Origin of the sequence: Kluyvera georgiana, assembly GCF_050990895.1 — a bacterium.
GTDB lineage: Bacteria > Pseudomonadota > Gammaproteobacteria > Enterobacterales > Enterobacteriaceae > Kluyvera > Kluyvera georgiana.
Genome location: NZ_CP158865.1, coordinates 238163 through 265101 on the forward strand (window position 1 = coordinate 238163; position 26939 = coordinate 265101).

A 26939-nucleotide genomic window follows, 5' to 3' on the forward strand; every position below is an offset into this window, starting at 1 on the left:
TGAGTTAAAATTTAAGCGTGGCGTGCGCCAACGGGTAGCGGTTGATTATGAGCAGGCTTAACAATCAAAGTTAGCCATACTGAGGCAAAAAGCGCTATCCCCATAAAAATGTATGATGCCGACGGGCTGCCGGTAGCGCCGTTGAGATAGCCAACGAACCACGAGCCGAAGAATGAACCCAGTGCGCCCATGCTGTTAATCAGCGCCATTGCACCGCCTGCGACGTTGCGCGGCAGCATCTCAGGAATGATGGCGAAGAACGGGCCGTAAGGGGCGTACATTGCGGCACCGGCAATCACCAGCAGAATATAAGAAAGCCAGAAGTGATCGGCCCCGACGGCCCAGGAGCCGATAAAGGCAAAACCGGCAAGTAGCAGCAGCGGCCAGACGAACAGGCGGCGGTTCTGCAATTTATCAGAAGCCCAGGACACCACGATCATCGCCACCGTGGCGGCCAGATACGGCACGGAAGAGAGCCAGCCCACTTCGACCATCCCTAAGTTCGCGCCGCCGCTGCGGATGATCGATGGCAGCCACAGAACGAAACCGTAGACCCCGATGCTCCAGGCAAAATACTGCATGCACAGCAGAATCACGTTACGCGAACGGAAGGCCTCACCGTAGTTGCGAACGGCCTTAATTCCCTGCTGTTCGCGTTCCAGTTGCGCCTGAAGCGCGGCTTTTTCCGATTCGTTCAACCAGCCGACCTGTGAGGGCTTATCTTTTACCAGCACCCACCAACAGAAGGCCCAGATAACCGCCGGGAAGCCTTCAATAATAAACATCTCGCGCCAGCCGAGCGCCTGAATCAGGTAACCCGACACTACCGACATCCACAGTACCGTAACCGGGTTGCCGAGGATGAGAAACGTGTTGGCGCGTGAGCGTTCCGACTTTGTAAACCAGTTGCTGATGTAAATCAGCATGGCAGGCATGACGGCGGCCTCGACGACGCCGAGAATAAAGCGAATTGCCGCCAGCGCCGGAATATTGGTGACCATCCCGGTCAGCGAGGCACAGATGCCCCACAGCACCAGGCAGGTAAAGATGAGCTTACGTACGCTGCGACGCTCGGCGTAGATAGCGCCGGGAATCTGAAAGAAGAAGTAGCCGAGGAAGAACAGGGCGCCCAGCAGGGAGGAGATCCCTTTGGTAATACCCAGATCTTCGGTGATCCCGGCGGCGGAGGCGAAACTAAAGTTCGCGCGGTCAAGGTACGCCAGGCTGTACGTGATAAACACGATCGGCATGATGTACCACCAACGTTTTGCTGCGTTTGTTGAGCTGTTCATAGGCCTGCCTCTATTGTCGCTTCGCCGCCGCTGTATGTAGGGTACAGGGTGGCACTATCGTAACGTGACGTTATTCGCCTAACGCTTCACGCGTGGGTAAACCTTCACTGTCGCCCTGGACCTGAATGGCCAGCGCGCCAATTTTATTGCCTCGGGTGACGGCCTGATGCAGCGAACGGCCTTCCAGCAGCGCGCTGATGACGCCGACGGCAAAACCGTCCCCGGCACCGACGGTGTCGACCACGTTATCCACTTTTACCGGGGCAACGTTGCCCTGTTCACCGGAGGCTGTTTTGTACCAGGCACCGTCAGCGCCCGTTTTCAGCACCACCGCTTTCACCCCCTGATTGAGATAGAAATCGGCGATGCCTTCCGGCGTCTGCTGTCCGGTTAAAATCATGCCTTCTTTCAAGCCGGGTAAAACCCAGTCAGCCTGGAACGCAAGCTGGTTGAGTTTCTCCACCATTTCCGCTTCGCTTTTCCACAGCACCGGACGCAGGTTCGGGTCGAAAGAGAGGGTTTTACCCTGCGCTTTCATCGTGCGGGCCGTGTGGTCCAGCAGCGCATAAGAGCTGGCGGAGAGCGCTGCCGCCACGCCGCTTAAGTGCAGATGGCGGGCGCTGGCGAAGTAATCATCGTGATAATCGGCAACGGAGAGATGGCTGGCTGCGGAGCCTTTGCGGAAGTATTCCACAATGGGATCGGTTCCATTTTCGACTTTAGATTTTAGCTGAAAGCCGGTTGCATGCTGTGGATCGATGGTGACGCCGCAAGCATCAATACCCTCTTTTTTCAGCGAGTTAAGGACAAAGCGGCCAAAGCTATCGTTACCCACGCGGCTGACCCAGCCCACCTTCAGCCCCAGGCGCGCCAGACCGGTGGCCACGTTCAGCTCTGCTCCCGCCACGCGCTTGATAAAATGCTCCACGTCGGCCACGTCGCCGGTCTGCGTCGCCACAAACATCGCCATCGCTTCGCCGATGGTGATGACATCCAGGGAATGTTTCATCGCTTACTCCTTACGTAATAGTTCGACGTAGCGGCGGGTAACCGCAGCCAGGTCGGCCCCTTCCAGCGGAAACTCAATGCCACGCGGCACATCAATCGGTAGCTGGTTTAGCAGCGCCAGCCAGCGGGCATCGGCCTCATCAGGCGGAACCGCGCGGTAGCTGTCGTGATGCGGCACGGCGGCTTTAACGTGAATATAACCAACGGACGGCGCCAACTGCTCCGCCGCATTTTCCGGCGTATCGCCGACCCACAGCCAGTTGCCCATATCGAACGTGAGCTGTACGGGAAGTTTCTGCATATGGCAGGCGGCGTTGAAACGTTGCATTGGCGGCAGGCGTCCACAGGCCGTTTGATCGTTCTCGACCACCAGCTTCATGCCGCTGCTTGCCAGCCAGTCGCGTAGCGTGTTGAACGACTCGGTATGGTGAAAGTGGCCCAGCGACACTTTCAGCCACAGCGCACGCAGCGTGGCGGCTTCCTGAAGCAAAGCGGGGAGCTGAGGATTAAGAGAACCATCGGCCATAAACAGCGCTTCAGGCGCGGAGTAACAGGCCTGCAGGCCGGATGATTGAATCGCTGATGCCAGCGCGGGCAGCGCCTGAAGCTCTGCGGAGGTAAACATCTCGCGGCGGATTTCTACGCCATCAGCCCCGGCAGCGGCGATGATGGGCAACATGGCGGCTTGCCCGCCTGCGCTGCGTACTGCGTCGTGGCCATAAGCGGCGGTGACCACCATAATTTTTCTTTGCATAGGGACTCCGAATCTAACGCTATGTCTAATACGCTAGATGGAATCGGTTCCAAAGAAAATCTCACCGTGCTGAATTTATGATCGCCATCACGAAGGAAGATTAACGGGCCGTGGAACCACGCACGATCAGCTCGCCGGAAAAGACCTGCTCATGAATGGCATCCGCCGCTCCTTCAATGCGGCGCACCACCTGCTCTACGGCGGCGTAGCCAATCTGCCAGGTCGGCTGCTTGAGAGTGGTAATGCCCACGCCCGCCAGTTCGGCCCATTCCAGTTCGTCAAACCCCAGCAGGCCGATGTCGCTACCCCAATTCAAGCCGATGCGTTTGAGCGAACGTGCAACCTGAAGGGTCAGCGCGCCGTTGGCGGAGATCACCGCTTTACGCATTCCGCGGTGCTGCTGGTGGAACTGGCGCAGCGTGTTATCAAGCTGAGCGTTTTCTGCCAGCGGCACTTCGGCATTTTCGGCGACGACGCCGGGATAGCGGGCCAGCGTGGCGCGGAAGGCGCTCAGGCGTTCGCGCCGGGTGTTAACGGTGCCTAGCGGTTCGCTGAGGAACAGCAGCGCCTCAAATCCTTGCTCAATCAGGTGTTCAGTGGCGGTGGTAGCGGCCTGAGTGTTATCCAGCCCGACCACGTCGCAGGCGAAGTCCGGAATTTTACGGTCGATTAGCACCATCGGTAGCGCGGACTGCTGCAAACGTTGCAGCCCCTCTTCACGCATGCCGACGGCGTTGACGACAATCCCTTCGACCTGATAGCTACGCAGCAGATCAAGATAGTGCAGCTCCTGGTCCACCTCGTTATTGGTGTTACACACCAGCGGGGTGAAGCCTTTTTCGCGGCAGGCGGCTTCAATGCCGCTGAGCACGTTGACGGAGTAGGGGTTGGTGATATCGGCAATGATCAGGCCTATCAGGCGGGTACGACCGCGCTTCAGGCTGCGGGCCATCAGGCTTGGGCGATAGTCGAGCTCGGCAATGGCGGCTTCAATGCGGGCCAGCAGCGCGTCGGAGAGCAGATGCTTCTCGCCGTTAAGGTAACGGGAAATGCTGGTTTTGCCGGTTTTCGCCGCTTTTGCCACATCGCTGATGGTGGGGCGCGCTGATTTTGCCATGGGAAGGTCTCTCGCCTGAAAGTGACAACACCTTAGCGCGAAAATCTGTCTAATCAAGTATTTTGCCGGGTGGAGAGGCCACCCGGCGATGAGATTACTGCATCGGGCTTAAGGTAATTTCTACGCGACGGTTCTGCGCTTTGCCTTCTTCGGTGCTGTTGCTGGCGATAGGATTCGCTGGTCCCATACCGGTGGTACGCACGCGTGCAGCGGCGACACCCTGGGTGATCAGCGAACTGGCTACCGAGTCGGCGCGCTGCTGAGACAGCTTCATGTTGAGCTGCTGGCTACCGGTGCTGTCGGTATAGCCGACAACGTTCACCGCCGTTTTTTCATACTCTTTCAGTACCATGGCTACGCCGGTTAAGGTGTTGGCGCCTGCCGGTTTCAGGGTGGCAGAGGAGCTGTCGAAAGTGACGTTATTTGGCATATTCAGCACGATATTGTCACCGTTACGGGTGACGCTGACGCCGGTTCCCTGCATTTTTTGGCGCAGTTTCGCTTCCTGCACATCCATGTAGTAACCAACGCCGCCGCCGAGCGCCGCACCTGCGGCTGCACCGATCAGCGCGCCTTTACCGCGATCTTTCTTGGAAGACGAGAGCGCGCCAACGCCCGCGCCCACCAGAGAGCCAATGCCCGCGCCGATGCCGGATTTACCCACTTCGCGCTCGCCGGTGTAAGGGTTTGTGGTGCAGCCTGATATCGCCAGCGCGCCGCTGACGATGGCAGCAATCGCAAATACACGTTTTTTCATCTTAATTCCTTAATGACATTCTTATTTTTCGCCACAGCGACCGTGGCGCGTCATTATGACTGGCGAAATAGCTGAAAATTCTTGGGAACTCTCTGAAATTTGTAAGTAACATTGAATGGCGCAAAACATAACCGACACCACCTGCAGGAGCGCCCATTTGTCTACGTCATCTTCTCCCTATACCGTTTTAACCGCAGCCCACTGGGGCCCCATGCTTGTCGAGACCGACGGCGAGCAGGTGCTCTCTTCACGCGGGGCGCTACAGACGTCGTTTACCAATTCGCTGCAAAGCGTGGTGCGCGATCAGGTACACAGCAAAACCCGTGTGCGTTACCCCATGGTGCGAAAAGGCTTCCTGGCATCGCCGGATAGCCCTCAAGGCACACGCGGGCAGGATGAATTTGTGCGGGTAAGCTGGGATGAAGCGCTCACGCTAATCGATCGCCAGCATCGGCGTATTCGTGAAACCTATGGCCCGGCATCGATTTTTGCCGGCTCCTACGGCTGGCGTTCTAACGGCGTATTGCACAAGGCGGCGACGTTGCTACAGCGCTATATGAGCCTGGCGGGCGGCTACACCGGCCATCTGGGGGATTATTCGACCGGGGCCGCGCAGGCAATCATGCCGCATGTGGTGGGTGGGAATGAGGTGTATCAGCAGCAAACCAGCTGGCCAATGGTGCTGGAGCACACCGACGTGGTGGTGCTATGGAGTGCTAACCCACTGAATACGCTGAAAATAGCCTGGAATGCTTCCGACGAGCAGGGGTTGCCTTATTTTGAACAGCTGCGCCAGAGCGGTAAACGACTGATCTGTATCGATCCCATGCGTTCGGAAACCGTCGACTTCTTTGGCGAGTCGATGGAGTGGATAGCGCCGCATATGGGCACCGACGTGGCGTTGATGCTCGGCATCGCCCACACGCTGCTGATCAATAACTGGCACGATAGCGACTTTTTATCGCGATATACCGTAGGTTTCCCGAGATTTGCCCAATATCTGTTGGGCGAAAGCGATGGCGAAGCAAAAACTGCCGAGTGGGCAGCAAAAATTTGTGGTGTTCATGCCGATAAAATTCGCGAACTGGCAGAATTGTTCCATAAAAATACCACTATGTTGATGTCTGGCTGGGGAATGCAGCGTCAGCAGTACGGCGAGCAAAAGCACTGGATGCTGGTTACGCTGGCGGCAATGCTAGGGCAGATTGGTACGCCGGGCGGCGGCTTTGGGCTGTCTTATCATTTCGCCAACGGCGGCAACCCGACGCGGCGCGCGGCGGTACTGGCTTCGATGCAGGGCACGGTACCGGGCGGCGTCGATGCGGTCGATAAAATCCCGGTCGCACGCATTGTCGAAGCGCTGGAAAACCCCGGTGCGCCGTATCAGCACAATGGTATGGATCGCCACTTTCCAGACATTCGCTTTGTCTGGTGGGCGGGCGGCGCCAACTTTACCCATCATCAGGATACCAACCGCTTGATTCGCGCCTGGCAAAAGCCAGAATTGGTCGTGATTTCTGAATGCAACTGGACGGCAGCGGCGCGGCACGCGGATATCGTTCTGCCCGCCACCACCTCGTTTGAGCGCAACGATCTGACCATGACCGGCGACTACAGCAACCAGCACCTGGTGCCGATGAAGCAGGTTGTGCCGCCACGCGATGAAGCCCGTGACGACTTTACGGTGTTTGCCGACCTGTCAGAGCGGTGGGAGCAGGGCGGTCGGGCGCGCTTTACCGAAGGGAAAAGCGAGCTGGAGTGGCTGGAGACCTTCTACCGAATCGCCGCTCAACGCGGCGCGAGCCAGCAGGTGACGCTGCCGCCGTTTGAGCGTTTCTGGCAGGATAACGCGCTGATTGAAATGCCGGAAAGCGAGCAGAACGCGGATTTTGTTCGCTTTGCTGCCTTCCGCGCCGATCCGCAGGCCAATCCGCTGAAAACGCCGAGCGGCAAAATCGAAATTTACTCCGAGCGTATTGCCAGCTTCCAGTATGCCGACTGTCCGCCGCACCCGATGTGGCTGGCGCCGGATGAGTGGCATGGCAACGCGCAGCCTGGTCAGCTCCAACTACTGTCTGCGCATCCGGCGCATCGTCTGCACAGTCAGCTTAACCATACTTCTCTGCGTGAACGTTATGCGGTGGCGGGATGTGAACCAATTACCCTTCATCCGCAGGATGCGAAGATGCGCCAGATTGCCGATGGCGACCTGGTCCGCGTCTGGAACCACCGGGGGCAGGTGCTGGCTGGTGCGGTAGTCAGTGACGGTATTAAGCCCGGCGTGATGTGCCTGCACGAAGGTGCGTGGCCTGATTTCGCACACGAGAAAGGCGGAATTTGCAAAAACGGTGCGGTGAACGTACTGACCAAAGATATCCCCAGCTCGCGGCTGGGGAATGGCTGCGCCGGTAATACGGCGCTGGCATGGGTCGAGAAATATGATGGACCGGCGCTTACGCTAACGGCGTTTGATCCGCCTGCCAACGCATAATCCACGTGGGATGCCGGGTCTCCTCCTGCCACGCGCTGTCTTCAATACGAAAACCCTGCGCGTGGTAGAAATTCACCGCCCGGCTGTTTTTCTGATACACCTCGAGGCTGAGGTCGGAAAAGTGCTGCTTCACCACGTTGATCAGCGAACGACCGATGCCTTGATGGATGGCCTCTGGTGCAACGAATAGCGCGCCGACAAAGCGCGATTCAATGACGCTGACGAATCCTTGCAGCCGCTGCTCGTCTTCCCACACCCATGTTTCGGCGGCGGGAAGGTAGGTATCGCGCACAATGCTTAAGCTCTCCTGCCAGTACTGGGCGTTAATAAACGGATGCGCAAAGGTGGTGCTTTCTAGCCACAGTTCAAGTAAAGGGTCGAATTGCTTAGTGTTCCATTTTCTGATCATGCTTAACTCCAGGATGGCAGAAGCAGGTGGTTACGTGGTCGTTGACCAGCCCGCAGGCTTGCATGAAGGAATAACAGATGGTGGTGCCCACGAATTTAAAACCCCGTTTTTTCAGCGCTTTTGACAGCGCGTCGGAAGCGGGCGTTGACGTCGCGATTTCGCCAAGCGTCGTGGCCTGAGTCACGATCGGTGTGTGATTCACAAACGACCACACGAAGTCATTGAATGATTCACCGTTGGCCTCCATCGCCAGGTAGGCGCGGGCGTTGCCAATAATGGCCTGAATTTTACCCCGGTGGCGGATGATCCCGGCGTCCAGCACCAGCCGCTCGACGTCTTCTTCGGTCATGGCGGCGACCTTTACCGGGTCGAAATGGTGGAAGGCTCGACGATAGTTTTCACGTTTTTTCAGCACGGTTATCCAGGACAGTCCGGCCTGCTGGCCTTCGAGGCAGATCATCTCGAACAGTTTCTGGTTATCTCTTTGGGGGACGCCCCATTCGGTATCGTGATACTCAATGTAAAGCGGATCCTGGCTTACCCAACCACAGCGCTGCATTTGTTTCTCCCTGTTTTTGTCGATCACGCACGCATAATAATAAAACCCTGCACTTCGCTTGACGCCTGTCATAAAGAGACAATAGTTAATACAGGGATCTTTATCCCTAAAAACATAACAATAACTGCCAAAATTGGCTCTTTCTGGAGTCACTTAATGAATAATAAGAAATGCAATGGCCTTTGGCGATGTGTTGCGCCAGCGTCGGTTTTTGTGTGGATGTTAGTATCGCCACACGCGAATGCCTGGCAACAGGAATATATCGTGACTGACTCACAAAGTAATACTGCCGAGCGCTATACATGGGATAGCGATCACCAACCGCGGTACAATGACATTCTGGCGGAACGTATCGACGCCATGCAAATTGGCGTGGGATTGAATATGAATGTCCCGGACGCGACGCCGCTGGATGTGAGCAAAACAATGAGCGTTGGCTGGAATTTCCCGCTGACGGAGAGCATGACCACCGGGCCGGTAGCGACGTGGCACTATGATGGCTCTCCGGGCTTTATGTGGAATGAATTTGGCGATACCGCCAGCGCCGGTGCGCAAACCGACCCGCTCTGGCATGCGAGCGTGAGCACGCTCGGGTGGCGCGTGGATTCGCATCTGTGGTTGGGCATTCGCCCGTGGGCGCAGGTCAGCTATAACCAGCAGTTCGGCGAGAATCAGTGGAAAGCGCAATCTGGCCTGAATCGGATGCCGACCACGACGCAGGACGGCAACTGGGTGGATGTGACCGTGGGCGCAGATATGTTACTGAATTCACATCTGGCGGCTTACGCCGCGCTCTCGCAGGCGGATAATATGGCGGCTGGCGCAAACTATCTGTATACCATGGGCGTCAGCGCGCGCTTCTAATCATGCAATATATTCAGCGGCGGAATCATTTTTTCAATGTCATTCATTCCACCGCTGATGCATTTCATTCCATCCTCAATGCATTTCATGCCTTTTTGAACCAACGAAAATGTTAACTTCGTTATCGTTGGCAGCAGTTAATTCAAGAAGGCATCTTCATCATGAACGCTGCAACTAAAAATCACACCCGCTGGCTGACATTGTTCGGCACCATTATTACCCAGTTCGCCTTAGGTTCTGTTTACACCTGGAGCCTGTTCAACAGCGCGCTGTCCAGCAAACTGGACGCGACGGTCAGCCAGGTAGCGTTCTCCTTTGGTCTACTCAGCCTGGGTCTGGCGCTCTCTTCTTCCGTGGCGGGTAAACTGCAGGAACGCTTTGGCGTTAAACGCGTGACCATCGCTTCCGGCGTGATGCTGGGGCTGGGTTTCCTCCTGACCGCGCATGCGAACAGCCTGATGATGTTGTGGCTGAGCGCCGGTATCATCGTCGGTCTGGCCGATGGCGCTGGCTATCTGTTGACGCTCTCCAACTGCGTGAAATGGTTCCCGGAACGTAAGGGGCTGATTTCCGCCTTTGCCATCGGCTCCTACGGTTTGGGCAGCCTTGGCTTCAAATTTATCGACAGCCAGCTGCTGGCGAGCGTCGGGCTGGAAAAAACCTTTATGATTTGGGGCGCGATCGTGCTGGTGATGATCGTCTTCGGCGCGATGCTGATGAAAGATGCGCCGAATCAGGAAGTCCAGAAACATAACGGCGTGATGGAAAATGACTTCACGCTGGCGGAATCGATGCGTAAACCGCAGTACTGGATGCTGGCCGTGATGTTCCTGACCGCCTGCATGAGCGGCCTGTATGTGATTGGTGTTGCCAAAGACATCGCACAGGGGATGGTGCATCTGGATCTGGCGACTGCGGCAAACGCCGTCACCGTTATCTCGATTGCCAACCTGAGCGGCCGTCTGGTGCTGGGTATCCTGTCTGACAAAATCGCCCGTATCCGCGTGATTACCATTGGTCAGATTATCTCGCTGGTGGGTATGGCTGCGCTGCTGTTTGCTCCGCTGAACGAAATGACCTTCTTCGCCGCGATTGCCTGTGTGGCCTTTAACTTCGGCGGCACCATCACCGTGTTCCCATCGCTGGTGAGTGAATTCTTCGGCCTGAACAACCTGGCGAAAAACTACGGCGTCATTTACTTAGGATTTGGTATCGGCAGCATCTGCGGTTCGCTGATCGCCTCCCTGTTTGGCGGCTTCTACGTCACCTTCTGCGTTATCTTCGCCCTGCTGATTATCTCACTGGCGCTGTCTACCACCATTCGCCAGCCGAAAACGGAAATTCTGCACGAAGCGCACGCTTAATATTATCACTCTCCTCAATAAGATGATTCAGGCCAAATATTTTTGTAAATATTTGGCCTGATCACATCCGTAGCGAATACTTTTCCCCTTTCTTGTTGTCTACTTACCGCGCTTGCAAATGCGGCCCCATGGGCATACCGCATAAATTAACTAGTCTACTCATGCTGTGATTTGTAACTGGTTTTTTATTTTCCCTTTTTCCAGGGTTTTTCGAATGAGATATATCAAAGCGATGTCCCTGCAAAAGCTCAGTCTTTTGCTGGCGGTATACATCGGCTGGTTTATGAATTATTCCGTGTTGGTTCGTCGGTTCGAGGGGTATTTGTCGGACTTCAGCGTCGAGAAAGGGATGTTTATCGGCATTGAGCTGGTGAGTTCGCTGCTGGTGACGTTTTTCCTGTTGCGTCTGCTGTCGTTGGGAGGTCGTACGGTTTGGAAGGTGCTGGCAACGGCCGTGGTGCTGATTTCCGCGGGTGCCAGCTATTATATGACCAACCTGAATGTGGTCATTGGCTACGGGATTATCGCATCGGTGATGACAACCGATGTCGATCTCTCCAAAGAGGTGGTGGGCTGGCATTTTATTTCCTGGCTGGTGCTGACCAGCATTATCCCGCTGGTCTTTATCTGGTTTAACCAGGCGCGGGATACGTTGCTTAATCAACTGCTGACGTCAGGGCAGCGCCTGCGTGGTATCGGTATTGTGCTGCTCTGCGCGCTGCTGGTGTGGGGGCCCATTCGTCTGATGGAAGCCCACCTGAAAGAGAGCGAACGCCTTTCAAAGGTCGATCTGCCGAGCTATGGCGGTGTACTGGCCAACTCTTACCTGCCGAGCAACTGGGTCTCTGCGCTAAGCCTGTACGGCTGGACGCAGGTTGATGAATCGCTGGATACCAGCGATCTGATCGATCCGGCGAAGAAGTTTACCTACGTTGCGCCTAAAGACATTGATGACACCTACCTGGTGTTTATCATCGGCGAAACGACCCGCTGGGATCACATGGGACTGTTCGGCTATGCGCGCAACACCACGCCGGAGCTGGAGAAAGAGAAAAATCTGGTGGCGTTCCGCGGCTATTCCTGTGATACCGCGACGAAGCTTTCGTTACGCTGCATGTTTGTCCGGCAGGGCGGGGCGAGCGATAACCCGCAGCGCACGCTAAAGGAACAAAACGTGTTTGCGGTGCTGCATCAGCTCGGCTTTACCGGTGACCTGCTGGCGATGCAGAGCGAACTGTGGTTCTACAGTAACACCATGGCTAACAACATTGCCTATCGCGAGCAGATTGGCGCCGAGCCGCGTAACCGTGGCAAGAGCGTGGACGATATGCTGCTGGCGGATGAAATGAAAAACGTGTTGGCGCGAACCGGCGTTAACGGTAAACACCTGATCATCATTCACACCAAAGGCTCGCACTTTAACTACACGCAGCGCTATCCGCGCAGCTTTGCCCGCTGGACGCCGGAGTGCGTAAATGTGGATGATAAATGCAGCAAAGCGGAGCTGATTAACTCGTACGATAACTCGATCACCTACGTTGACCACTTCCTGGTCAACATCTTTGATCAGTTACGTGATAAGAAGGCCATCGTCTTCTATGCGGCGGACCATGGCGAGTCGATCAACGATCACGAACGTCTGCACGGTACGCCGCGCAAGATGGCGCCGCCGGAGCAGTTCCGCGTGCCGATGATGGTCTGGATGTCGGATAAGTATCTGGAAAATCCGGACCACGCGAAGTCGTTCGCATACCTACAACAGCAGGCGGCGATGAAGCAGCCGAAACGCCACGTGGAGCTTTATGACACCATTATGGGCTGTTTGGGTTACACTTCTCCGGACGGTGGGATCAACGAGTACAACAACTGGTGCCATATCCCCGAGGCGAAAAAATCGGCGCAGTGATGGCTTTCTGGCCGAACAAGGGGCTTTTGTTAAATAAGGGATTGACGAGGGCGGGGCGCAGCAGTAAGATGCGCCGCATTCGGTGATTGGCGCAGCCTGGTAGCGCACTTCGTTCGGGACGAAGGGGTCGGAGGTTCGAATCCTCTATCACCGACCAAATTAGAAAAAGCCGCTCTATGAGCGGCTTTTTTGCATCTGTAGTCCGCAAAGAGGATGAGAACCTCCGGGGGCAAGAGGTTCGACCCGAGCGTAGCGAGAGAACGTTGCCTCAGCAACGGCCCGCAGGGCGAGCCACGAAGTGGCGAGTTATCCTCTATCACCGACCAAATTAGAAAAAGCCGCTCTCTGAGCGGCTTTTTTGCATCTGTAGCTCAGCTCTCTTCTACGTGTTTTATCGCGAAGTAGACGCCCGCACGACCAGATCCGGCGCTTTGCCCTTACTGTAGCTGACCTTCTCACCCGCCAGAACGGCAAACAGGAGCGTGATGGCCTGGCGCGCCACCTCATCAAGATGCATATTCACCGCCGTCAGTGGCGGCGTGGATTCGCGCGCGCGGATGCCGTCATAGCGGGTAACCACGCGCATGTGATCCGGTATGGCGATGCCCTGTTCCTGAAAAGCGCGTACAGCACCGCTGGCAAAGGTATCGATCAGCACCAGCACGCCATCAACGTCAGGGTGTTCCTGTAATAGCTGATGTGCCGCGCGGTAGCCGGCATTTTCACCGTCGCTTTCATTGAGTGAGTAGACGACGGGGGACTGCCGTCCTTCACACCAGCGCTGGTAAGCCGCTTCAGTTTCCAGCGTTGATGTGCGCCGTGTGTTGCCGACAAATAGCGCACATTTACGGGCGCCGGAAGCCGTAAGGTGTGTGAGCAGAATCTGCGCCGTAGCCGCCGAATGCAGTTCAACCCATGGTACAGGCGTATCGGTCCCCGGCGTGCGGCCAATGGTCACGCAAGGGATACCAGCCTGCGCCAGCGCCTGTAGTTGGGGATCGTTTTCCGCCGGCTCAATCAGAATCGCCGCGTCGAAGCCGACCGCATCCAGCGGATTGGCGCCCGGTGGTACCAGAATCAAGGCATGCTGTTTTTCGAGCGCCATCATGGCGGAAGTAAGCGCAACTTCCATCATAAATCCCAGCCGGGAGGCGCCGGAAGCAATGGTTAACGGTACCGATGAGAGCAGCGCGATGGTATTGGTTTTGCCGGTGCGTAGCTGTCGGGCGCGGATATTGGGCGTGTAGTTCAGCGCGACAATCGCCTCTTCAATACGCCGCCGCGTCTCCGGTTCGACAAAGCGCGTGTTATGCAACGCATTGGATACTGTCCCTGGCGACACGCCGGCATGGCGGGCGACATCAATCAACTTTGCGCGTTTTTTTTCTTGAGCAGGCATTTGCTTGCAGCCTCCAAAATCTTTTGCACAGATTAACACACTTTTTTGTGCTGACCTTTTGCGTTGCTTTGCCAGCTGATGAATAAGCATTTTCAGAAAAAATTCTTCATTAAAACGTTTTAATGGAGTATTTTTACGCAAATTTATCCATCTGGAGGCTACGTGGCACACTTAACTCAGGATCCGACTTTTACGCTTGGACGCCGTCCATCCGGGCTCACCTTTATCGATAAAGAGAAGAGTTTCGGCGGGTATACCCTCTTTGCCCCGCAAACAGCAGAAGGGCGGGTTTATCTGGTTGATGAACAGGGCGAGGTGGCGCATCAGTGGCAGCTGCCGGTACGTGCAGGGCGCGATGCGGTGCTGCTGCCTAACGGTAACCTGGGATATAACGGTAGCCACCGTACCTCCGCGAATCTCTATCCCGCGTGGGATCTCTGGCATGGCGGTGATTTCTACGAAGTGACGCCGGATAACGAAATCGTCTGGCACTATGAAGACATCTTCCATCACCATGATGCGCAGTGGTTGCCGAACGGTAATCTGCTGTATACCGCCGCGTCGCCGCTGCCTGCCGATATCGCTGCCCGTGTGACCGGCGGCGACCCACGACGTGATGCGCCGGACGGCGTGATTCAGAGCGACGTCGTCAAAGAGGTCAATCGCGACGGTGAAGTGGTCTGGGAATGGCGCGCCTGGGAGCATTTGAATCCGGAAGATTTCCCGATTCATGACATCTTTGACCGTCGCCACTGGCCGATGATTAACGGCCTGTCGGTAACCCGTGATGGCCTGGTGCTGATGAGCCTGCGTACGACATCTGGCGTGATTGCCGTCTCTAAAGAGAGCGGCAAGGTTGTCTGGCACGCGGGGCCGGAAGTGGTGGCGCAGCAGCATACCCCGGTTGAAATGGAGAATGGGTCGATTCTTGTTTTTGACAATGGCAACCTGCGTCCGGGTGTGACCTCCCCGCATTCCACGGTGCTGGAGTTCAATCCGCAAACCCATGCCATTACCTGGCAGTATCGCGATATCTTCCCGCCTGCCTTCTTCTCACCCTATATGGGCAGCGCGCAGCGTCTGGCGAACGGCAACACCTTTATCTGTGAATCCGCATTTGGTCGTCTGTTTGAAGTGACGCCGGAAGGGGAAACGGTTTGGGAATATATCATTCCGTTCTTCAATGAGTATCCGGAGCACCTGAGCAAAGGCATTATTCCCGGAAAACAGAACAGTGCATTCCGCGCGCATCGCTATGCCGCCGACGCGATTGCCTGGTTGAAATAATCTCTGCCGCCAGCGCGTGCTGGCGGTCATTTTTTTGATGTTTAACGGGAGGCAATCATGCCGCAACCTGGCCTTACCACGCCGGACAACGACGCATTACCCTGGCAAACGACCTTTCTTCTGGCGCTTCAGCATGTACTGGTCGTCGCCGCGACCCCCATCACTTCCGTTTTTCTGATCGCCAAAGCGCTGCACTTTACCGATGCGGTGACCGCTTCGGTGCTGAGCGCTACGTTTCTGATGTGCGGGCTGGGCGCTATTCTGCAAAGCCTGGGCGTGAAGGGAGTAGGCGCACGCCTGCCGTTTATCATGGTGCCCGGCGGCGCGCCGATCGCGATTTTTGTCGCAATCGCTCTGCAAACCAATATCCAGACGGCCGTTGGCGCGGTTATCTTAACGTCATTGTTCTACTTTCTGGCGTTGCCTATTTTCCGCCGCTGTCTGCACCATTTCCCGCCCTTTATTATCGGCATTATGCTGCTGATGGTGTCGATAAACCTGATTCGTCTCTACGGCGGATTGATTATTGGCCAACCGGGAAGCACCGATTTCGCTCACCCGACCAGCATTATTTTATCGCTGGGAACAATCCTGATAACGCTGGTTTTCGCGCTGGTTTTTACCGGAATTCTGCGCCAGCTTGCCGTGATGTTTGGTCTGCTTGCCGGTACGCTGTTGGGCATGATGCTGGGCAGCTCCGATTTTAGCGGCGTCAGCCACGGCCCGCTGTTCAGCGTTCCGCAATTGTTTCCCTTCGGCTGGCCTATTTTCAACCTTTCTGCTTCGTTGCCGTTGCTGATTTACGCGGTAATTTCTATGGCTGAAGCCACTGGGCAAACGATTGCTACGGCGGAGATTGTCAATTCTACGCAAAATGTCCGTGAAGCGATTCCGCGTACGATTCGCGGCGATGCGGTTATGTCGCTGCTGGGTGGGATCTTCGGAACATCGCTGATTATTACCTCCGGCGAAAATATCGGCGTGGTGCGCACCACCAATGTCAAATCACGTTATGTCACCGCCGCAGCAGGGCTGCTGTTGATTCTTATTGCGCTGTTCTCGCCGCTGGTTCGTCTTGCGACCTGCCTGCCAGGGCCGGTGGTTTGCGGTACGGCGGTGATTGTGTTCAGCATTATCGGGGTGATTGGTATCGATATGATCGCTCGTGAACCATTGCACACACCGGGCAAAACCTACGCGCTGGCAATGGGGCTGGCGATGGGCATGCTGCCTATTCTGGTGCCGGGGCTTTATCAAAATTTCCCGTCAGGCGTTCAGATGGTGTTTGGTAACGGCATGGCGGCGGGGACGTTGACGGCGATTCTGGTCAACTCGCTGTTTAACTGGAGTGAAAAGCGAAGTCAGGCTCGTGTAAAACCATAGGTTTCTGAGAGCGGGCCGCTGGCCTGCTCTTATCCACGCAAAGAACTATGTTTTCACTGCTTGTTCACAATTATGTGACATATTCCATTGTATTTTTATATGCATAGACGAATCTTTTTTCGCGCTACTTATGGGTAACCTCAGCATTTTCAGCTGTGCGTTTTAACGTTCGCGGCATTAATCGCTCAGATAATCAGCATATCGAAAGAAATTTTTCATATAATGACTAATTGTTAATCACTGAATGTTGCAAAGTATTAAGTGAATAACTCTGCCTTGATGCCCATAGCATAAATTTCTCTGCTGAAAATAGTGCTTCGGGGTTTTTTTAATCTTTGCCCATCCATTCTCACCTTCAATACAAATCCCGGTTAACTGTATTGACGTTTTCACATTCTATTGACAGATTGTACGGCATGAGGGGCATTTCATGGAGAATCCGCACTGCAACTCAGATGTTCCAGTGAAAGGAATCCCTCGCCTCTATATGCATCGACCCAGCCGGTTAAATAAAAAATAAGGTCAGGCGGTGTAACCCAATGCAAAGGGTAAAAACAACACATATCACATTGGAGCAGAATAATGAGTATTTCCTTGAAGAAGTCAGGGATGCTGAAGCTGGGCCTCAGCCTGGTCGCGATGACCGTTGCTGCCAGCGTACAGGCCAAAACCCTGGTTTATTGTTCAGAAGGCTCGCCGGAAGGCTTTAACCCACAGCTCTTTACGTCTGGTACCACCTATGATGCCAGCTCCGTACCTATCTATAACCGCCTGGTTGAATTCAAAACCGGTACCACGGAAGTGATTCCGGGTCTGGCCGAGAAGTGGGACATCAGCCCGGACGGTAAAACCTACACCTTCCATCTGCGTCAGGGCGTGAAGTGGCAGGATAACAAAGAGTTTAAACCGACTCGTGGCGTAAACGCCGACGATATCGTCTTCTCCTTCGACCGTCAGAAGAACCCACAGAACCCGTACCACAAAGTCTCTGGCGGCAGCTATGAATACTTTGAAGGCATGGGTCTGCAAGACCTGATTAGCGAAGTGAAAAAAGTCGACGATCATACCGTTCAGTTCGTGCTGACCCGCCCGGAAGCGCCGTTCCTGGCCGACCTGGCGATGGACTTCGCCTCTATTCTGTCAAAAGAATATGCTGACAACATGCTGAAAGCCGGTACGCCGGAGAAAGTGGACCTGAACCCAATCGGTACCGGCCCATTCCAGCTGGTGCAGTACCAGAAAGACTCCCGTATTCTGTACAAAGCCTTTCCGGGCTACTGGGGCACCAAGCCACAGATCGATCGCCTGGTCTTCTCCATCACGCCTGATGCTTCCGTGCGTTACGCCAAGCTGCAGAAAAACGAGTGCCAGGTGATGCCGTACCCGAACCCGGCCGACATCGCGCGCATGAAAGAAGACAAGAGCATCAACCTGATGGAACAGGCTGGCCTGAACGTGGGCTACCTCTCCTTCAACACCGAGAAAAAACCGTTTGATGACGTGAAAGTGCGCCAGGCGCTGACCTACGCAGTTAACAAAGAAGCGATCATCAAAGCCGTTTATCAGGGCGCTGGCGTAGCCGCGAAGAACCTGATCCCGCCAACGATGTGGGGCTATAACGACGACGTCAAAGACTACAGCTACGATCCGGAAAAAGCCAAGGCGCTGCTGAAAGAAGCGGGCCAGGATAAAGGCTTCACCGTTGAGCTGTGGGCGATGCCGGTACAGCGTCCGTACAACCCGAACGCTCGCCGTATGGCTGAGATGATTCAGGCTGACTGGGCGAAGATCGGCGTACAGGCCAAGATCGTGACCTACGAGTGGGGCGAGTACCTCAAGCGTGCGAAAGCGGGCGAACACCAGGCCGTGATGATGGGCTGGACCGGCGACAACGGGGATCCGGATAACTTCTTCGCGACCCTGTTCAGCTGCGCAGCGGCGAAAGACGGTTCTAACTACTCTCGCTGGTGCTACAAACCGTTTGAAGACCTGATTCAACCGGCGCGTGCCACCGACAACCACGACAAGCGCGTTGAGCTTTACAAACAGGCGCAGGTGGTGATGCACGATCAGGCTCCGGCGCTGATCATCGCTCACTCCACCGTATACGAGCCGGTGCGTAAAGAAGTCAAAGGCTACGTGGTTGACCCATTAGGCAAGCACCACTTCGACAACGTATCGATCGAATAATAAAGACGACGCCTTAACAGGCTGCGCATGCTTCCTGCCCCCTTTGGGGCGGGAAGCCGCGCCGTATCTGCGCCTCTCGCGTTTATGAAAGGCGGCAGATTTGTGAGCAATACAGACGACCTGTGACCAGGCGGGCCGTCATTAGAGAGAATCAGGGTTATGTTGCAGTTCATCCTCAAACGGTTGGGTCTGGTGATCCCGACGTTTATCGGTATCACCCTCCTCACGTTTGCCTTCGTGCATATGATCCCCGGCGATCCGGTGATGATTATGGCGGGTGAGCGTGGTATTTCCCCTGAGCGCCATGCTCAGCTGCTGGCTGAACTCGGCCTGGATAAGCCAATGTGGCAGCAGTACCTCCACTATATCTGGGGCGTGCTGCACGGTGACTTAGGGATTTCATTAAAGAGTCGTCTCCCGGTGTGGGACGAGTTTGTGCCGCGCTTTAAAGCGACATTGGAACTCGGTATCTGCGCCATGATTTTTGCCGTCGCCGTGGGGATTCCGGTAGGCGTGCTGGCCGCGGTGAAGCGCGGTTCTATCTTCGATCACACCGCAGTAGGTCTGGCCCTGACCGGCTATTCCATGCCGATTTTCTGGTGGGGCATGATGCTGATTATGCTGGTCTCTGTGCACTGGAACCTGACCCCCGTTTCCGGGCGCGTCAGCGATATGGTGTTCCTTGACGACTCCAACCCATTGACCGGCTTTATGCTGATTGATACCGCTATCTGGGGCGAAGAAGGAAACTTTATCGATGCGCTGGCGCATATGATTCTGCCCGCTATCGTGCTGGGTACTATTCCGCTGGCGGTGATTGTGCGTATGACGCGATCCTCCATGCTGGAAGTGCTGGGCGAAGACTACATTCGTACCGCGCGCGCTAAGGGGCTGACCCGCATGCGCGTGATTATCGTGCACGCGCTGCGTAACGCCATGCTGCCGGTGGTAACGGTTATCGGCCTGCAGGTCGGTACGCTGCTGGCGGGGGCGATTCTGACGGAAACCATCTTCTCCTGGCCAGGCCTGGGGCGCTGGCTGATTGATGCGCTGCAACGCCGAGACTATCCGGTAGTGCAGGGCGGCGTGCTGCTGGTGGCGACGATGATTATTCTCGTCAACCTGCTGGTAGACCTGCTGTATGGCGTGGTGAACCCGCGCATTCGTCATAAGAAGTAAGGGGCCGTCATGTCACAAGTTACTGAGAACAAAGCACCGGTGCCGATGACCCCGCTACAGGAATTCTGGCACTACTTTAAACGCAACAAAGGCGCGGTGGTTGGCCTGGTGTACGTGGTCATCGTGCTGTTTATTGCCATCTTCGCCAACTGGATTGCACCGTATAACCCGGCGGATCAGTTCCGTGATTCGCTGCTGGCTCCGCCTGCGTGGCAGGACGGCGGCAGTCTGGCGCATCTGCTGGGCACCGATGACGTTGGCCGCGATGTGCTGTCGCGCCTGATGTACGGCGCGCGTCTGTCTTTGCTGGTTGGCTGTCTGGTGGTGGTGCTGTCGCTGGTGCTGGGGATCATCCTTGGCCTGGTGGCGGGCTACTTCGGTGGCCTCGTCGACAACATCATCATGCGCGTCGTTGATATTATGCTGGCGCTGCCGAGCTTACTGTTGGCGCTGGTGCTGGTGGCTATCTTCGGGCCGTCGATTGGTAACGCCGCGCTGGCGTTAACCTTTGTCGCCTTGCCGCACTACGTCCGTTTAACCCGCGCTGCCGTACTGGTGGAGGTAAACCGCGACTACGTGACCGCTTCTCGCGTGGCGGGTGCCGGGGCGATGCGCCAGATGTTCGTCAATATTTTCCCAAACTGCCTTGCGCCGCTGATTGTTCAGGCATCGCTTGGTTTCTCTAACGCCATTCTCGATATGGCTGCCCTCGGCTTCCTGGGGATGGGCGCGCAGCCGCCTACGCCGGAATGGGGCACCATGCTCTCTGACGTTCTGCAGTTTGCCCAAAGCGCCTGGTGGGTCGTGACCTTCCCGGGGCTGGCGATCCTGCTGACGGTGCTGGCATTTAACCTGATGGGTGACGGTCTGCGTGACGCGCTCGATCCCAAACTGAAGCAGTAAGAGGTTCGAGATGGCGTTATTAAATGTAGATAAATTATCGGTGCACTTCGGCGACGAAGGCACACCGTTTAAAGCTGTAGACCGCGTGAGCTATAGCGTGAGCCAGGGTGAGGTTGTCGGTATTGTCGGGGAATCCGGTTCAGGAAAATCGGTCAGCTCGCTGGCGATTATGGGGCTGATTGATTATCCCGGCCGCGTGATGGCTGAAAGCCTGATGTTTAACGGTCAGGATCTGAAACGTATCTCCGAGAAGGAGCGTCGCAACCTGGTGGGCGCCGAAGTGGCGATGATCTTCCAGGATCCGATGACCAGCCTTAACCCGTGCTACACCGTTGGCTTCCAGATAATGGAAGCGATTAAAGTGCACCAGGGCGGCAACAAGCAGACGCGCCGTCAGCGGGCAATCGATCTGCTGAACCAGGTGGGAATTCCAGATCCGGCATCACGTCTGGACGTTTATCCGCACCAGCTTTCCGGTGGGATGAGCCAGCGCGTGATGATCGCCATGGCGATCGCCTGCCGTCCTAAGCTGCTGATTGCCGATGAACCGACCACCGCGCTGGATGTAACCATTCAGGCGCAGATTATCGAGCTGCTGCTGGAATTACAGCAGCAAGAGAATATGGCGCTGATCCTGATTACTCACGATCTTGCGCTCGTCGCTGAAGCCGCGCACAAAATCATCGTGATGTACGCCGGTCAGGTGGTGGAGACAGGGGCGGCCAGCGAAATTTTCCGCGCGCCGCGCCATCCCTATACCCAGGCGCTGCTGCGCGCGTTACCCGAATTTGCTCAGGATAAAGCGCGTCTGGCTTCGCTGCCGGGAGTCGTGCCGGGTAAATACGACCGCCCGAACGGCTGTCTGCTGAACCCGCGTTGCCCCTATGCGACGGATAAATGCCGCAGCGTAGAGCCTGAGCTGAATACCGTTGACGGTGCTCGCCAGTCGAAATGTCACTACCCACTCGATGATGCCGGGAGGCCCACACTATGAGTACGCACGAGGCCACCTCGCAGCAGCCGCTGCTGCAGGCAATTGACCTGAAAAAACACTACCCGGTGAAGAAGGGGATGTTTGCCCCTGAGCGCCTGGTGAAGGCGCTGGACGGCGTTTCCTTTACTCTCGAGCGCGGCAAAACGCTTGCCGTGGTGGGCGAGTCCGGCTGCGGCAAATCGACTCTGGGTCGCCTGTTGACGATGATTGAAGTGCCAACCGGCGGCGAGCTGTACTACCAGGGTCAGGATCTGCTCAAGCGCGATCCGCATGCGCAGAAGCTGCGTCGGCAGAAAATCCAGATTGTGTTCCAGAACCCGTACGGTTCACTGAACCCGCGTAAGAAGGTAGGGCAGATTCTGGAAGAGCCGCTGCTGATTAACACCTCGCTCAGCAAAGAGCAGCGCCGTGAAAAAGCGTTGGCGATGATGGCGAAGGTAGGCTTAAAGACCGAGCACTACGATCGTTATCCGCACATGTTCTCCGGTGGTCAGCGCCAGCGTATTGCTATCGCCCGTGGTCTGATGCTGGATCCGGACGTGGTAATTGCCGATGAACCGGTCTCCGCGCTCGATGTTTCCGTACGTGCGCAGGTGCTGAACCTGATGATGGATTTGCAGCAGGAGTTGGGGCTGTCTTACGTCTTTATCTCCCACGATCTGTCGGTGGTGGAGCACATCGCCGACGAAGTGATGGTGATGTACTTAGGCCGTTGCGTGGAGAAAGGGAGCAAAGACCAGATCTTCAACAACCCGCGTCATCCGTATACCCAGGCGCTGCTCTCCGCGACACCACGTCTGAATCCGGACGATCGCCGTGAGCGTATTAAGCTGACCGGTGAGCTGCCGAGCCCGCTGAATCCGCCGCCGGGTTGCGCTTTCAACGCGCGTTGCCGTCGACGCTTCGGGCCGTGTACGCAGCTTCAGCCGCAGCTTAAAGATTATGGTGGTCAGCTGGTGGCATGCTTTGCCGTTGACCAGGATGAGAATCCAGAAAAGAGCGTGTAACGTACGCACTATCTTAAAGGCCGCAGAGGTTAAACTCTGCGGCCTTTTTGTTTTCGGGCGCAATTCTGAAAAAGGGTCTCTTCCGGCGAGTTGAAAGGTCGATTGCCGTATTATTGATGGCAAGCCGGGTTTCCCGGTGAGGCGCAATGTTGCGGGGGCTTGATCCCCGGCGGCATGAGTTGCAGGAAAGAGAAAGCCCCCGCACGTTGTTTGGTATAAACCGGCAACATAACGAGGGCCATTCACTTGCTAGACAACAAGAGGATAGCCGCGAATCGTTGCTATTGCAACACAGGCGGTTATATGACGCTCAACGAGGCATTAGTGCTTGCGGTTGTAACCTCCATCGTCGGCCCACTGGTGGTCGCGCTGGTACGTCACTTCTTCAGGTTCTAAGCTGACGGGGCGTCGTGACTGCCGCAATGGCACATGCGCCCGAACCGGGCCGCAGAGGAAACTCTGCGGCCTTTTTCGTTAGCCTCAACTAACCGTTATTGCGGATACGGCACCCAGGCGCCGCCGTTCAGGCGAACGTACGGTTTGCCCTGGTATTGCACGACCACCGCGTTGGAGTTTTCCGACACGGCGGCGGTCTGCGGGAGGTTGCTGGTCAGTGCGGACCAATCGACGCTGTCTTCAGTGAACAGCTTGCCGTCCACCGCGCGGGCAACCAGCTCAGAGATGGCGAGATAGCTGCTCGGCTGGCTGATATCAATCGCCGCCCCCTGGTGAGGCGCTTTCATGCCAAAGAACTTGATGGCTGCCGGAACGTGGGTAATTGATGGGCTTGGGATATCGCGCAGACCGGAAACTTGCATCTTATCGCCCTGCAGCGCTGCGCCATGCTCAGGCACAACAACTACCATCACTTTACGACCCGATTTTTCCAGCTCGGTAAAGAAGGCGTCCAGTTGATCAAACAGCTTCTGTCCACGGGCTTTATAGTCCGCAGTCTTACTCTGACCCGGATAATGGTTACCGTCGTGCAGAGGCAAAATATTGTAGAAGGTCGCTGAGCGGCCACCCGCAGGAATATCCGGAGACTGCATCCAGCGATTTAGCGTGGCGAGGTCGTCATAGACCGGCGAACCGTCGAATGAGAGCAGGTTGACCGGCAGTTTGCTCTGATCCATCAGCGGACTCTGCATACCGCCGTTTTCACGCACTTCTTTCAGGAAATCGCCGAAAACACCGTTGTGGTCGAGCATCAGGTTCTGCTTAAAGCCCAGCTTCGACAGATTGTCGAACAGATAGCACTGGTTACCCGCAGGCTGATACAGGCTAGTGTGGGATGGCTGACCGCAGCTGGCGCGCAGTAGACGGATCGCCGCCGGGCCGCTGTAAGAGGTGGCTGAGTTGAAGTTGCTAAAGCGAATATCAAAATGCGACCACAGCGGGTGCTGCATCAACGCGGCGGCTTCGAGATCGGAGTTTGCCAGCGAGCAGATGTTGATGACCAGTAGATCAAAGGGCTGAGCGTCAGCCGGCAGCTCCGTTGGGAAAGTGGTGACGCGCTTACTTTCCGAGGCGTAGAAGCTGTTCAGCCAGGCGTTCAGGTTATCTGATGTCGGCGGGGCAGTTTGTGCCGGAATATCGCCGCTTGCTGCTGCGCTTGTGCCCGTTGTTGCGGTTGGCGCTGCCGTGTTGGCGGTTGTCGCCGTCGCATTTTGCCCGGTTGGCCACAGGCTAAAGGAGGGGCCAACCAGCGCGCTCAGGTTAATCCATACCATGGCGATGACAACAAACACCGTAATGCGAATCCACTGGTTCAGGAACAGCCAGGCGACCAGCAGTACGAAGAATACGCCAACCATCTGCCAGTTGATAAAGCGAGTGATCAGGTCCCAAATGTAGTCGGCGCTAAACCCTGCAATTTGCGAGCCCTGGCTCATAATGCTTTCCGGTCCCGGCAGCCAGGTATCGTGCCAGAACAGTGCAAAGCCGATAGGTATCGCAATCCAGTGCCGCCAGCGGTGTAGACGACTGTTAGGCAATGGGAACAGCAGGAAGGCCATAAACACCAGGTTCTGCATGGCGTGGAAATTCAGATATCCGGCCCACAGCAGGCCAAATTTGACCAGGAAATAGAAGTTCCAGCCGGATAGGCCTCGCCAGTAATGCCAGGAAGAAGAAGGCGTCGCGGTGGCGTTTTGCGTCGAATTAGTCATTTTTTGATTTTGCCCTGACGGCCAGATCCCGGCGCAACACGCCTACTGGCTTAACATAACGGGGTTTAAGAAACATCAAGCGGAAGGCGTTTTCAATCCGGCGTTGATGATGGCGCGCCAGATACCCCAGCGGGAAAAAAATGAACGCGCACAGTACAACAAGTTGAATTATATCGCTTATTGACATCATGACGATTTCTCTTCGGTATCGGCGGACAAACGCAGAGGTTCGGGATAACGACGCCAGCCATTGCCCTCGTAAGTGGCGTTAATCACGTTTGTCGGTTTTGGCGCCATCTGCAGTGGTTTGGTCCAGAGTTCTGGCTTCACGTCACGCATGATCAACAGTTCGGAGGAAATTTGCTTATCTTCGAACCAAATCATGCGGTTAGAGAAAATATCGCCGGTAGGTAGCGGAAAAATATGGTTCAGCGCTTTGTCCAGATCGTTGACCCGGCAGAACGGCAGGAACAACACCAGACGTTGGTCGGCAATAGTGACAATGTCGCCCATACGGTGAGGGCGACATAGCGTGAGCGCTTGCTCGACGCGCAGCCCTGGCGCCGGGCGCAAAGCGACCATCACCCCTTTACTGTCTGCGGGGAGCAGGGTGTTATTAATCACTTTTTGCACCGAGTCGCAGAATACATCCCACTTCTGATAGCCCTTCAGCTTCAACGGCTCGGTATTGGCCAGCAAGGTGGTGAGATCTTCAGGGACGTGGCGATTGAACTGCTGCGTTTGCACACTTTCAATCAACGTCAGGCTGCGAGACAGCGGCGCATTTGCCGAAATCACCAGGTTGGCGCCGCAGCTGAGCAGCAAGCGTTCATCGGTGGCGCGCAAGCTTGGCGTCGTCTCGCGAACGATGATTTTTAATGCGCTTCCGCGCTGGCGACGCAGGGTATGAATATAGCGGGCCAGCTGTTCGACCTGGCTATTCTGGCTGAGTGAGAATATGACCGTTGCGGCCTGGGCGGTACGCGCGGCATTAAATACGGCGTCGTTAGTTTCGAATAACGTCCAGTGTTCTGAAAGAGGCGGTGCACCTTCAAGAATATTGATATTACTCAGCACCTCTTTTTCATCACTGCGCGGTTGCACGTTGGCAACTTCTTCCTGTGCTAAATGCCAGCCGTTGTCGTTTTGTTTAATTAAAAGCTGTTGACGTGCGCTAACGCCTTTTTCATTAGCCCAGTAAGATATATCCAGCAGTTGACTATCACCCTGGTAACGTAAACTCGCGAGGCCGGAAAGCGAACGATATTCACCTAGCAGAAGCGACGTTAAGGCATCAGCGTTGTTGCCAGGGCTAAGAACTAAAAGAGTGCAATGGTAGTATTTCGCCCATTGTTGAGACTTGTTTACCCAATCGAGAAGTTTCTTACTGGATATATTTCCCCAAGCATTGTGCGAACATAAAAGGATAACGAAATAATCCTTCGGTTCTAGCGTGCAGAGTAAATCGCGGCGCATAAAGTGTAGACCATTCTGGCTATCCTGCATGGCAAACAGCGCAATTTTTTTTGGACCTGAGTTGTCCTTTAACTCTATGAGGTTATTGGGGTTTTCACCCATGCTGACGACGGCAACATTCGCCGAATCTGGCTGCGCGGCAAGCGTCTGGTTTAGCAGGCTAACGGCATCCTCGTGGCGGTCAGTATTGATCCACCACACGCCGCCTGTGGGCATATGGCTCACTTCATCCCACAGCGACTGAATACCTAGCGAAAATATGGGGTTCATCGTGTCCCTCTTATCGACGAAAATCCTGCGTATAAGTTTACTAGTGTCAACGTCAGAATAAACCTAATATTGAAATTAAATAGCATCAGATTTAGCATGTATACTCTGAATAATTCGAGTTATCGTCAGGCGATAAGTGAGTGAATCCCCTGAAAATTGCAT

General features: G+C 55.5%; 22 protein-coding genes, 1 tRNA gene and 1 other RNA gene. 13 read left to right on the forward strand and 11 right to left on the reverse strand.

Features of this window, described 5'->3' with window-relative positions; translation table 11 throughout:
• Positions 1 to 11: 11 nt before the first annotated feature.
• The 5 genes from ABTW00_RS01155 to ABTW00_RS01175 all read right to left on the reverse strand — a co-directional run bounded on the left by ABTW00_RS01155 (position 12) and on the right by ABTW00_RS01175 (position 4928).
• Entirely contained in the window at positions 12 to 1292 is a 1281-nt protein-coding gene (locus tag ABTW00_RS01155; RefSeq protein ID WP_433638295.1) for an MFS transporter, read from the reverse strand.
• A gap of 70 nt (positions 1293 to 1362) precedes the next feature.
• Positions 1363 to 2301 carry a sugar kinase gene (locus ABTW00_RS01160; RefSeq protein ID WP_271446718.1) on the reverse strand — a complete coding sequence of 313 codons (939 nt, stop codon included), beginning with the start codon at positions 2299 to 2301 and terminating at the stop codon, positions 1363 to 1365.
• Positions 2302 to 2304: 3 nt separating this feature from the next.
• Positions 2305 to 3054 carry a sugar phosphate isomerase/epimerase family protein gene (locus ABTW00_RS01165; RefSeq protein ID WP_433638298.1) on the reverse strand — a complete coding sequence of 250 codons (750 nt, stop codon included), beginning with the start codon at positions 3052 to 3054 and terminating at the stop codon, positions 2305 to 2307.
• 100 nt (positions 3055 to 3154) lie between these two features.
• The gene (locus tag ABTW00_RS01170) at positions 3155 to 4171 is read right to left on the reverse strand and encodes a LacI family DNA-binding transcriptional regulator (RefSeq protein ID WP_065358349.1); all 1017 of its coding nucleotides are present in this window, start codon (positions 4169 to 4171) and stop codon (positions 3155 to 3157) included.
• 94 nt (positions 4172 to 4265) lie between these two features.
• Positions 4266 to 4928, reverse strand: a complete 663-nt coding sequence (locus ABTW00_RS01175) for an OmpA family lipoprotein (RefSeq protein ID WP_064541153.1) — start codon at positions 4926 to 4928, stop codon at positions 4266 to 4268.
• A gap of 157 nt (positions 4929 to 5085) precedes the next feature.
• Here ABTW00_RS01175 and ABTW00_RS01180 point away from each other — a divergent pair, with 157 nt between their 5' ends.
• Complete coding sequence (locus tag ABTW00_RS01180; RefSeq protein WP_433638302.1) at positions 5086 to 7419, forward strand: molybdopterin guanine dinucleotide-containing S/N-oxide reductase; 2334 nt, start codon at positions 5086 to 5088, stop codon at positions 7417 to 7419.
• Here the strand turns inward: ABTW00_RS01180 and ABTW00_RS01185 are convergent.
• The gene (locus ABTW00_RS01185; protein ID WP_065358347.1) at positions 7382 to 7828 is read right to left on the reverse strand and encodes an N-acetyltransferase; all 447 of its coding nucleotides are present in this window, start codon (positions 7826 to 7828) and stop codon (positions 7382 to 7384) included. The genes ABTW00_RS01180 and ABTW00_RS01185 overlap by 38 nt on opposite strands.
• Entirely contained in the window at positions 7806 to 8387 is a 582-nt protein-coding gene (gene tag / locus ABTW00_RS01190; RefSeq protein ID WP_065358346.1) for a DNA-3-methyladenine glycosylase I, read from the reverse strand. The genes ABTW00_RS01185 and tag overlap by 23 nt, the downstream gene beginning before the upstream one ends.
• Before the next feature lie 156 nt (positions 8388 to 8543).
• Between tag and ABTW00_RS01195 the strand changes: the two genes are divergently transcribed.
• From ABTW00_RS01195 to ABTW00_RS01215, 5 genes are all read left to right on the forward strand, one after another.
• The gene (locus ABTW00_RS01195; protein ID WP_433638305.1) at positions 8544 to 9251 is read left to right on the forward strand and encodes an autotransporter outer membrane beta-barrel domain-containing protein; all 708 of its coding nucleotides are present in this window, start codon (positions 8544 to 8546) and stop codon (positions 9249 to 9251) included.
• Positions 9252 to 9412: 161 nt separating this feature from the next.
• On the forward strand, positions 9413 to 10615 hold the full coding sequence (locus ABTW00_RS01200) for an L-lactate MFS transporter (protein ID WP_064541165.1): 1203 nt from the start codon (positions 9413 to 9415) through the stop codon (positions 10613 to 10615).
• Positions 10616 to 10829: 214 nt separating this feature from the next.
• The gene (gene eptB, locus ABTW00_RS01205) at positions 10830 to 12521 is read left to right on the forward strand and encodes a kdo(2)-lipid A phosphoethanolamine 7''-transferase (RefSeq protein ID WP_433638308.1); all 1692 of its coding nucleotides are present in this window, start codon (positions 10830 to 10832) and stop codon (positions 12519 to 12521) included.
• An 80-nt stretch (positions 12522 to 12601) separates the two neighbouring features.
• Positions 12602 to 12678, forward strand: a tRNA-Pro gene (locus ABTW00_RS01210).
• 35 nt (positions 12679 to 12713) lie between these two features.
• Positions 12714 to 12847, forward strand: a non-coding RNA gene (locus ABTW00_RS01215) — RtT sRNA.
• A 65-nt stretch (positions 12848 to 12912) separates the two neighbouring features.
• Here ABTW00_RS01215 and ABTW00_RS01220 read toward each other — a convergent pair.
• Positions 12913 to 13920: a LacI family DNA-binding transcriptional regulator gene (locus tag ABTW00_RS01220; protein WP_433638312.1), complete on the reverse strand. Its 1008-nt coding sequence runs from the start codon at positions 13918 to 13920 to the stop codon at positions 12913 to 12915.
• Between the two features lie 162 nt (positions 13921 to 14082).
• Between ABTW00_RS01220 and ABTW00_RS01225 the strand changes: the two genes are divergently transcribed.
• From ABTW00_RS01225 to dppF, 7 genes are all read left to right on the forward strand, one after another.
• Positions 14083 to 15207 carry an aryl-sulfate sulfotransferase gene (locus ABTW00_RS01225; protein WP_433638314.1) on the forward strand — a complete coding sequence of 375 codons (1125 nt, stop codon included), beginning with the start codon at positions 14083 to 14085 and terminating at the stop codon, positions 15205 to 15207.
• 57 nt (positions 15208 to 15264) lie between these two features.
• The gene (locus ABTW00_RS01230; protein ID WP_065358436.1) at positions 15265 to 16590 is read left to right on the forward strand and encodes a uracil-xanthine permease family protein; all 1326 of its coding nucleotides are present in this window, start codon (positions 15265 to 15267) and stop codon (positions 16588 to 16590) included.
• Positions 16591 to 17172: 582 nt separating this feature from the next.
• A complete protein-coding gene (gene dppA / locus ABTW00_RS01235; RefSeq protein ID WP_433638317.1) occupies positions 17173 to 18780 on the forward strand; it encodes a dipeptide ABC transporter periplasmic-binding protein DppA in 1608 nt (535 codons plus the stop codon).
• 159 nt (positions 18781 to 18939) lie between these two features.
• Positions 18940 to 19959: a dipeptide ABC transporter permease DppB gene (gene dppB, locus ABTW00_RS01240; RefSeq protein WP_064541180.1), complete on the forward strand. Its 1020-nt coding sequence runs from the start codon at positions 18940 to 18942 to the stop codon at positions 19957 to 19959.
• 9 nt (positions 19960 to 19968) lie between these two features.
• The gene (dppC, locus tag ABTW00_RS01245; RefSeq protein ID WP_064541183.1) at positions 19969 to 20862 is read left to right on the forward strand and encodes a dipeptide ABC transporter permease DppC; all 894 of its coding nucleotides are present in this window, start codon (positions 19969 to 19971) and stop codon (positions 20860 to 20862) included.
• 10 nt (positions 20863 to 20872) lie between these two features.
• Positions 20873 to 21856 carry a dipeptide ABC transporter ATP-binding protein gene (gene dppD, locus ABTW00_RS01250; protein WP_271446726.1) on the forward strand — a complete coding sequence of 328 codons (984 nt, stop codon included), beginning with the start codon at positions 20873 to 20875 and terminating at the stop codon, positions 21854 to 21856.
• Entirely contained in the window at positions 21853 to 22863 is a 1011-nt protein-coding gene (gene dppF / locus ABTW00_RS01255; protein ID WP_433638320.1) for a dipeptide ABC transporter ATP-binding subunit DppF, read from the forward strand. The genes dppD and dppF overlap by 4 nt, the downstream gene beginning before the upstream one ends.
• A gap of 491 nt (positions 22864 to 23354) precedes the next feature.
• On the opposite strand, the gene bcsG is transcribed toward dppF, so the two are convergent.
• Genes bcsG through bcsE form a run of 3 tightly spaced genes read right to left on the reverse strand, consistent with a single transcriptional unit; the run spans position 23355 to position 26777 of the window.
• Positions 23355 to 25031 carry a cellulose biosynthesis protein BcsG gene (gene bcsG / locus ABTW00_RS01260; RefSeq protein ID WP_433638322.1) on the reverse strand — a complete coding sequence of 559 codons (1677 nt, stop codon included), beginning with the start codon at positions 25029 to 25031 and terminating at the stop codon, positions 23355 to 23357.
• On the reverse strand, positions 25024 to 25221 hold the full coding sequence (gene bcsF, locus ABTW00_RS01265) for a cellulose biosynthesis protein BcsF (RefSeq protein WP_064541193.1): 198 nt from the start codon (positions 25219 to 25221) through the stop codon (positions 25024 to 25026). Before bcsF ends, bcsG begins: the two co-directional genes overlap by 8 nt.
• The gene (gene bcsE, locus ABTW00_RS01270) at positions 25218 to 26777 is read right to left on the reverse strand and encodes a cellulose biosynthesis protein BcsE (RefSeq protein WP_433638326.1); all 1560 of its coding nucleotides are present in this window, start codon (positions 26775 to 26777) and stop codon (positions 25218 to 25220) included. The genes bcsF and bcsE overlap by 4 nt, the downstream gene beginning before the upstream one ends.
• Positions 26778 to 26939 lie beyond the last annotated feature (162 nt).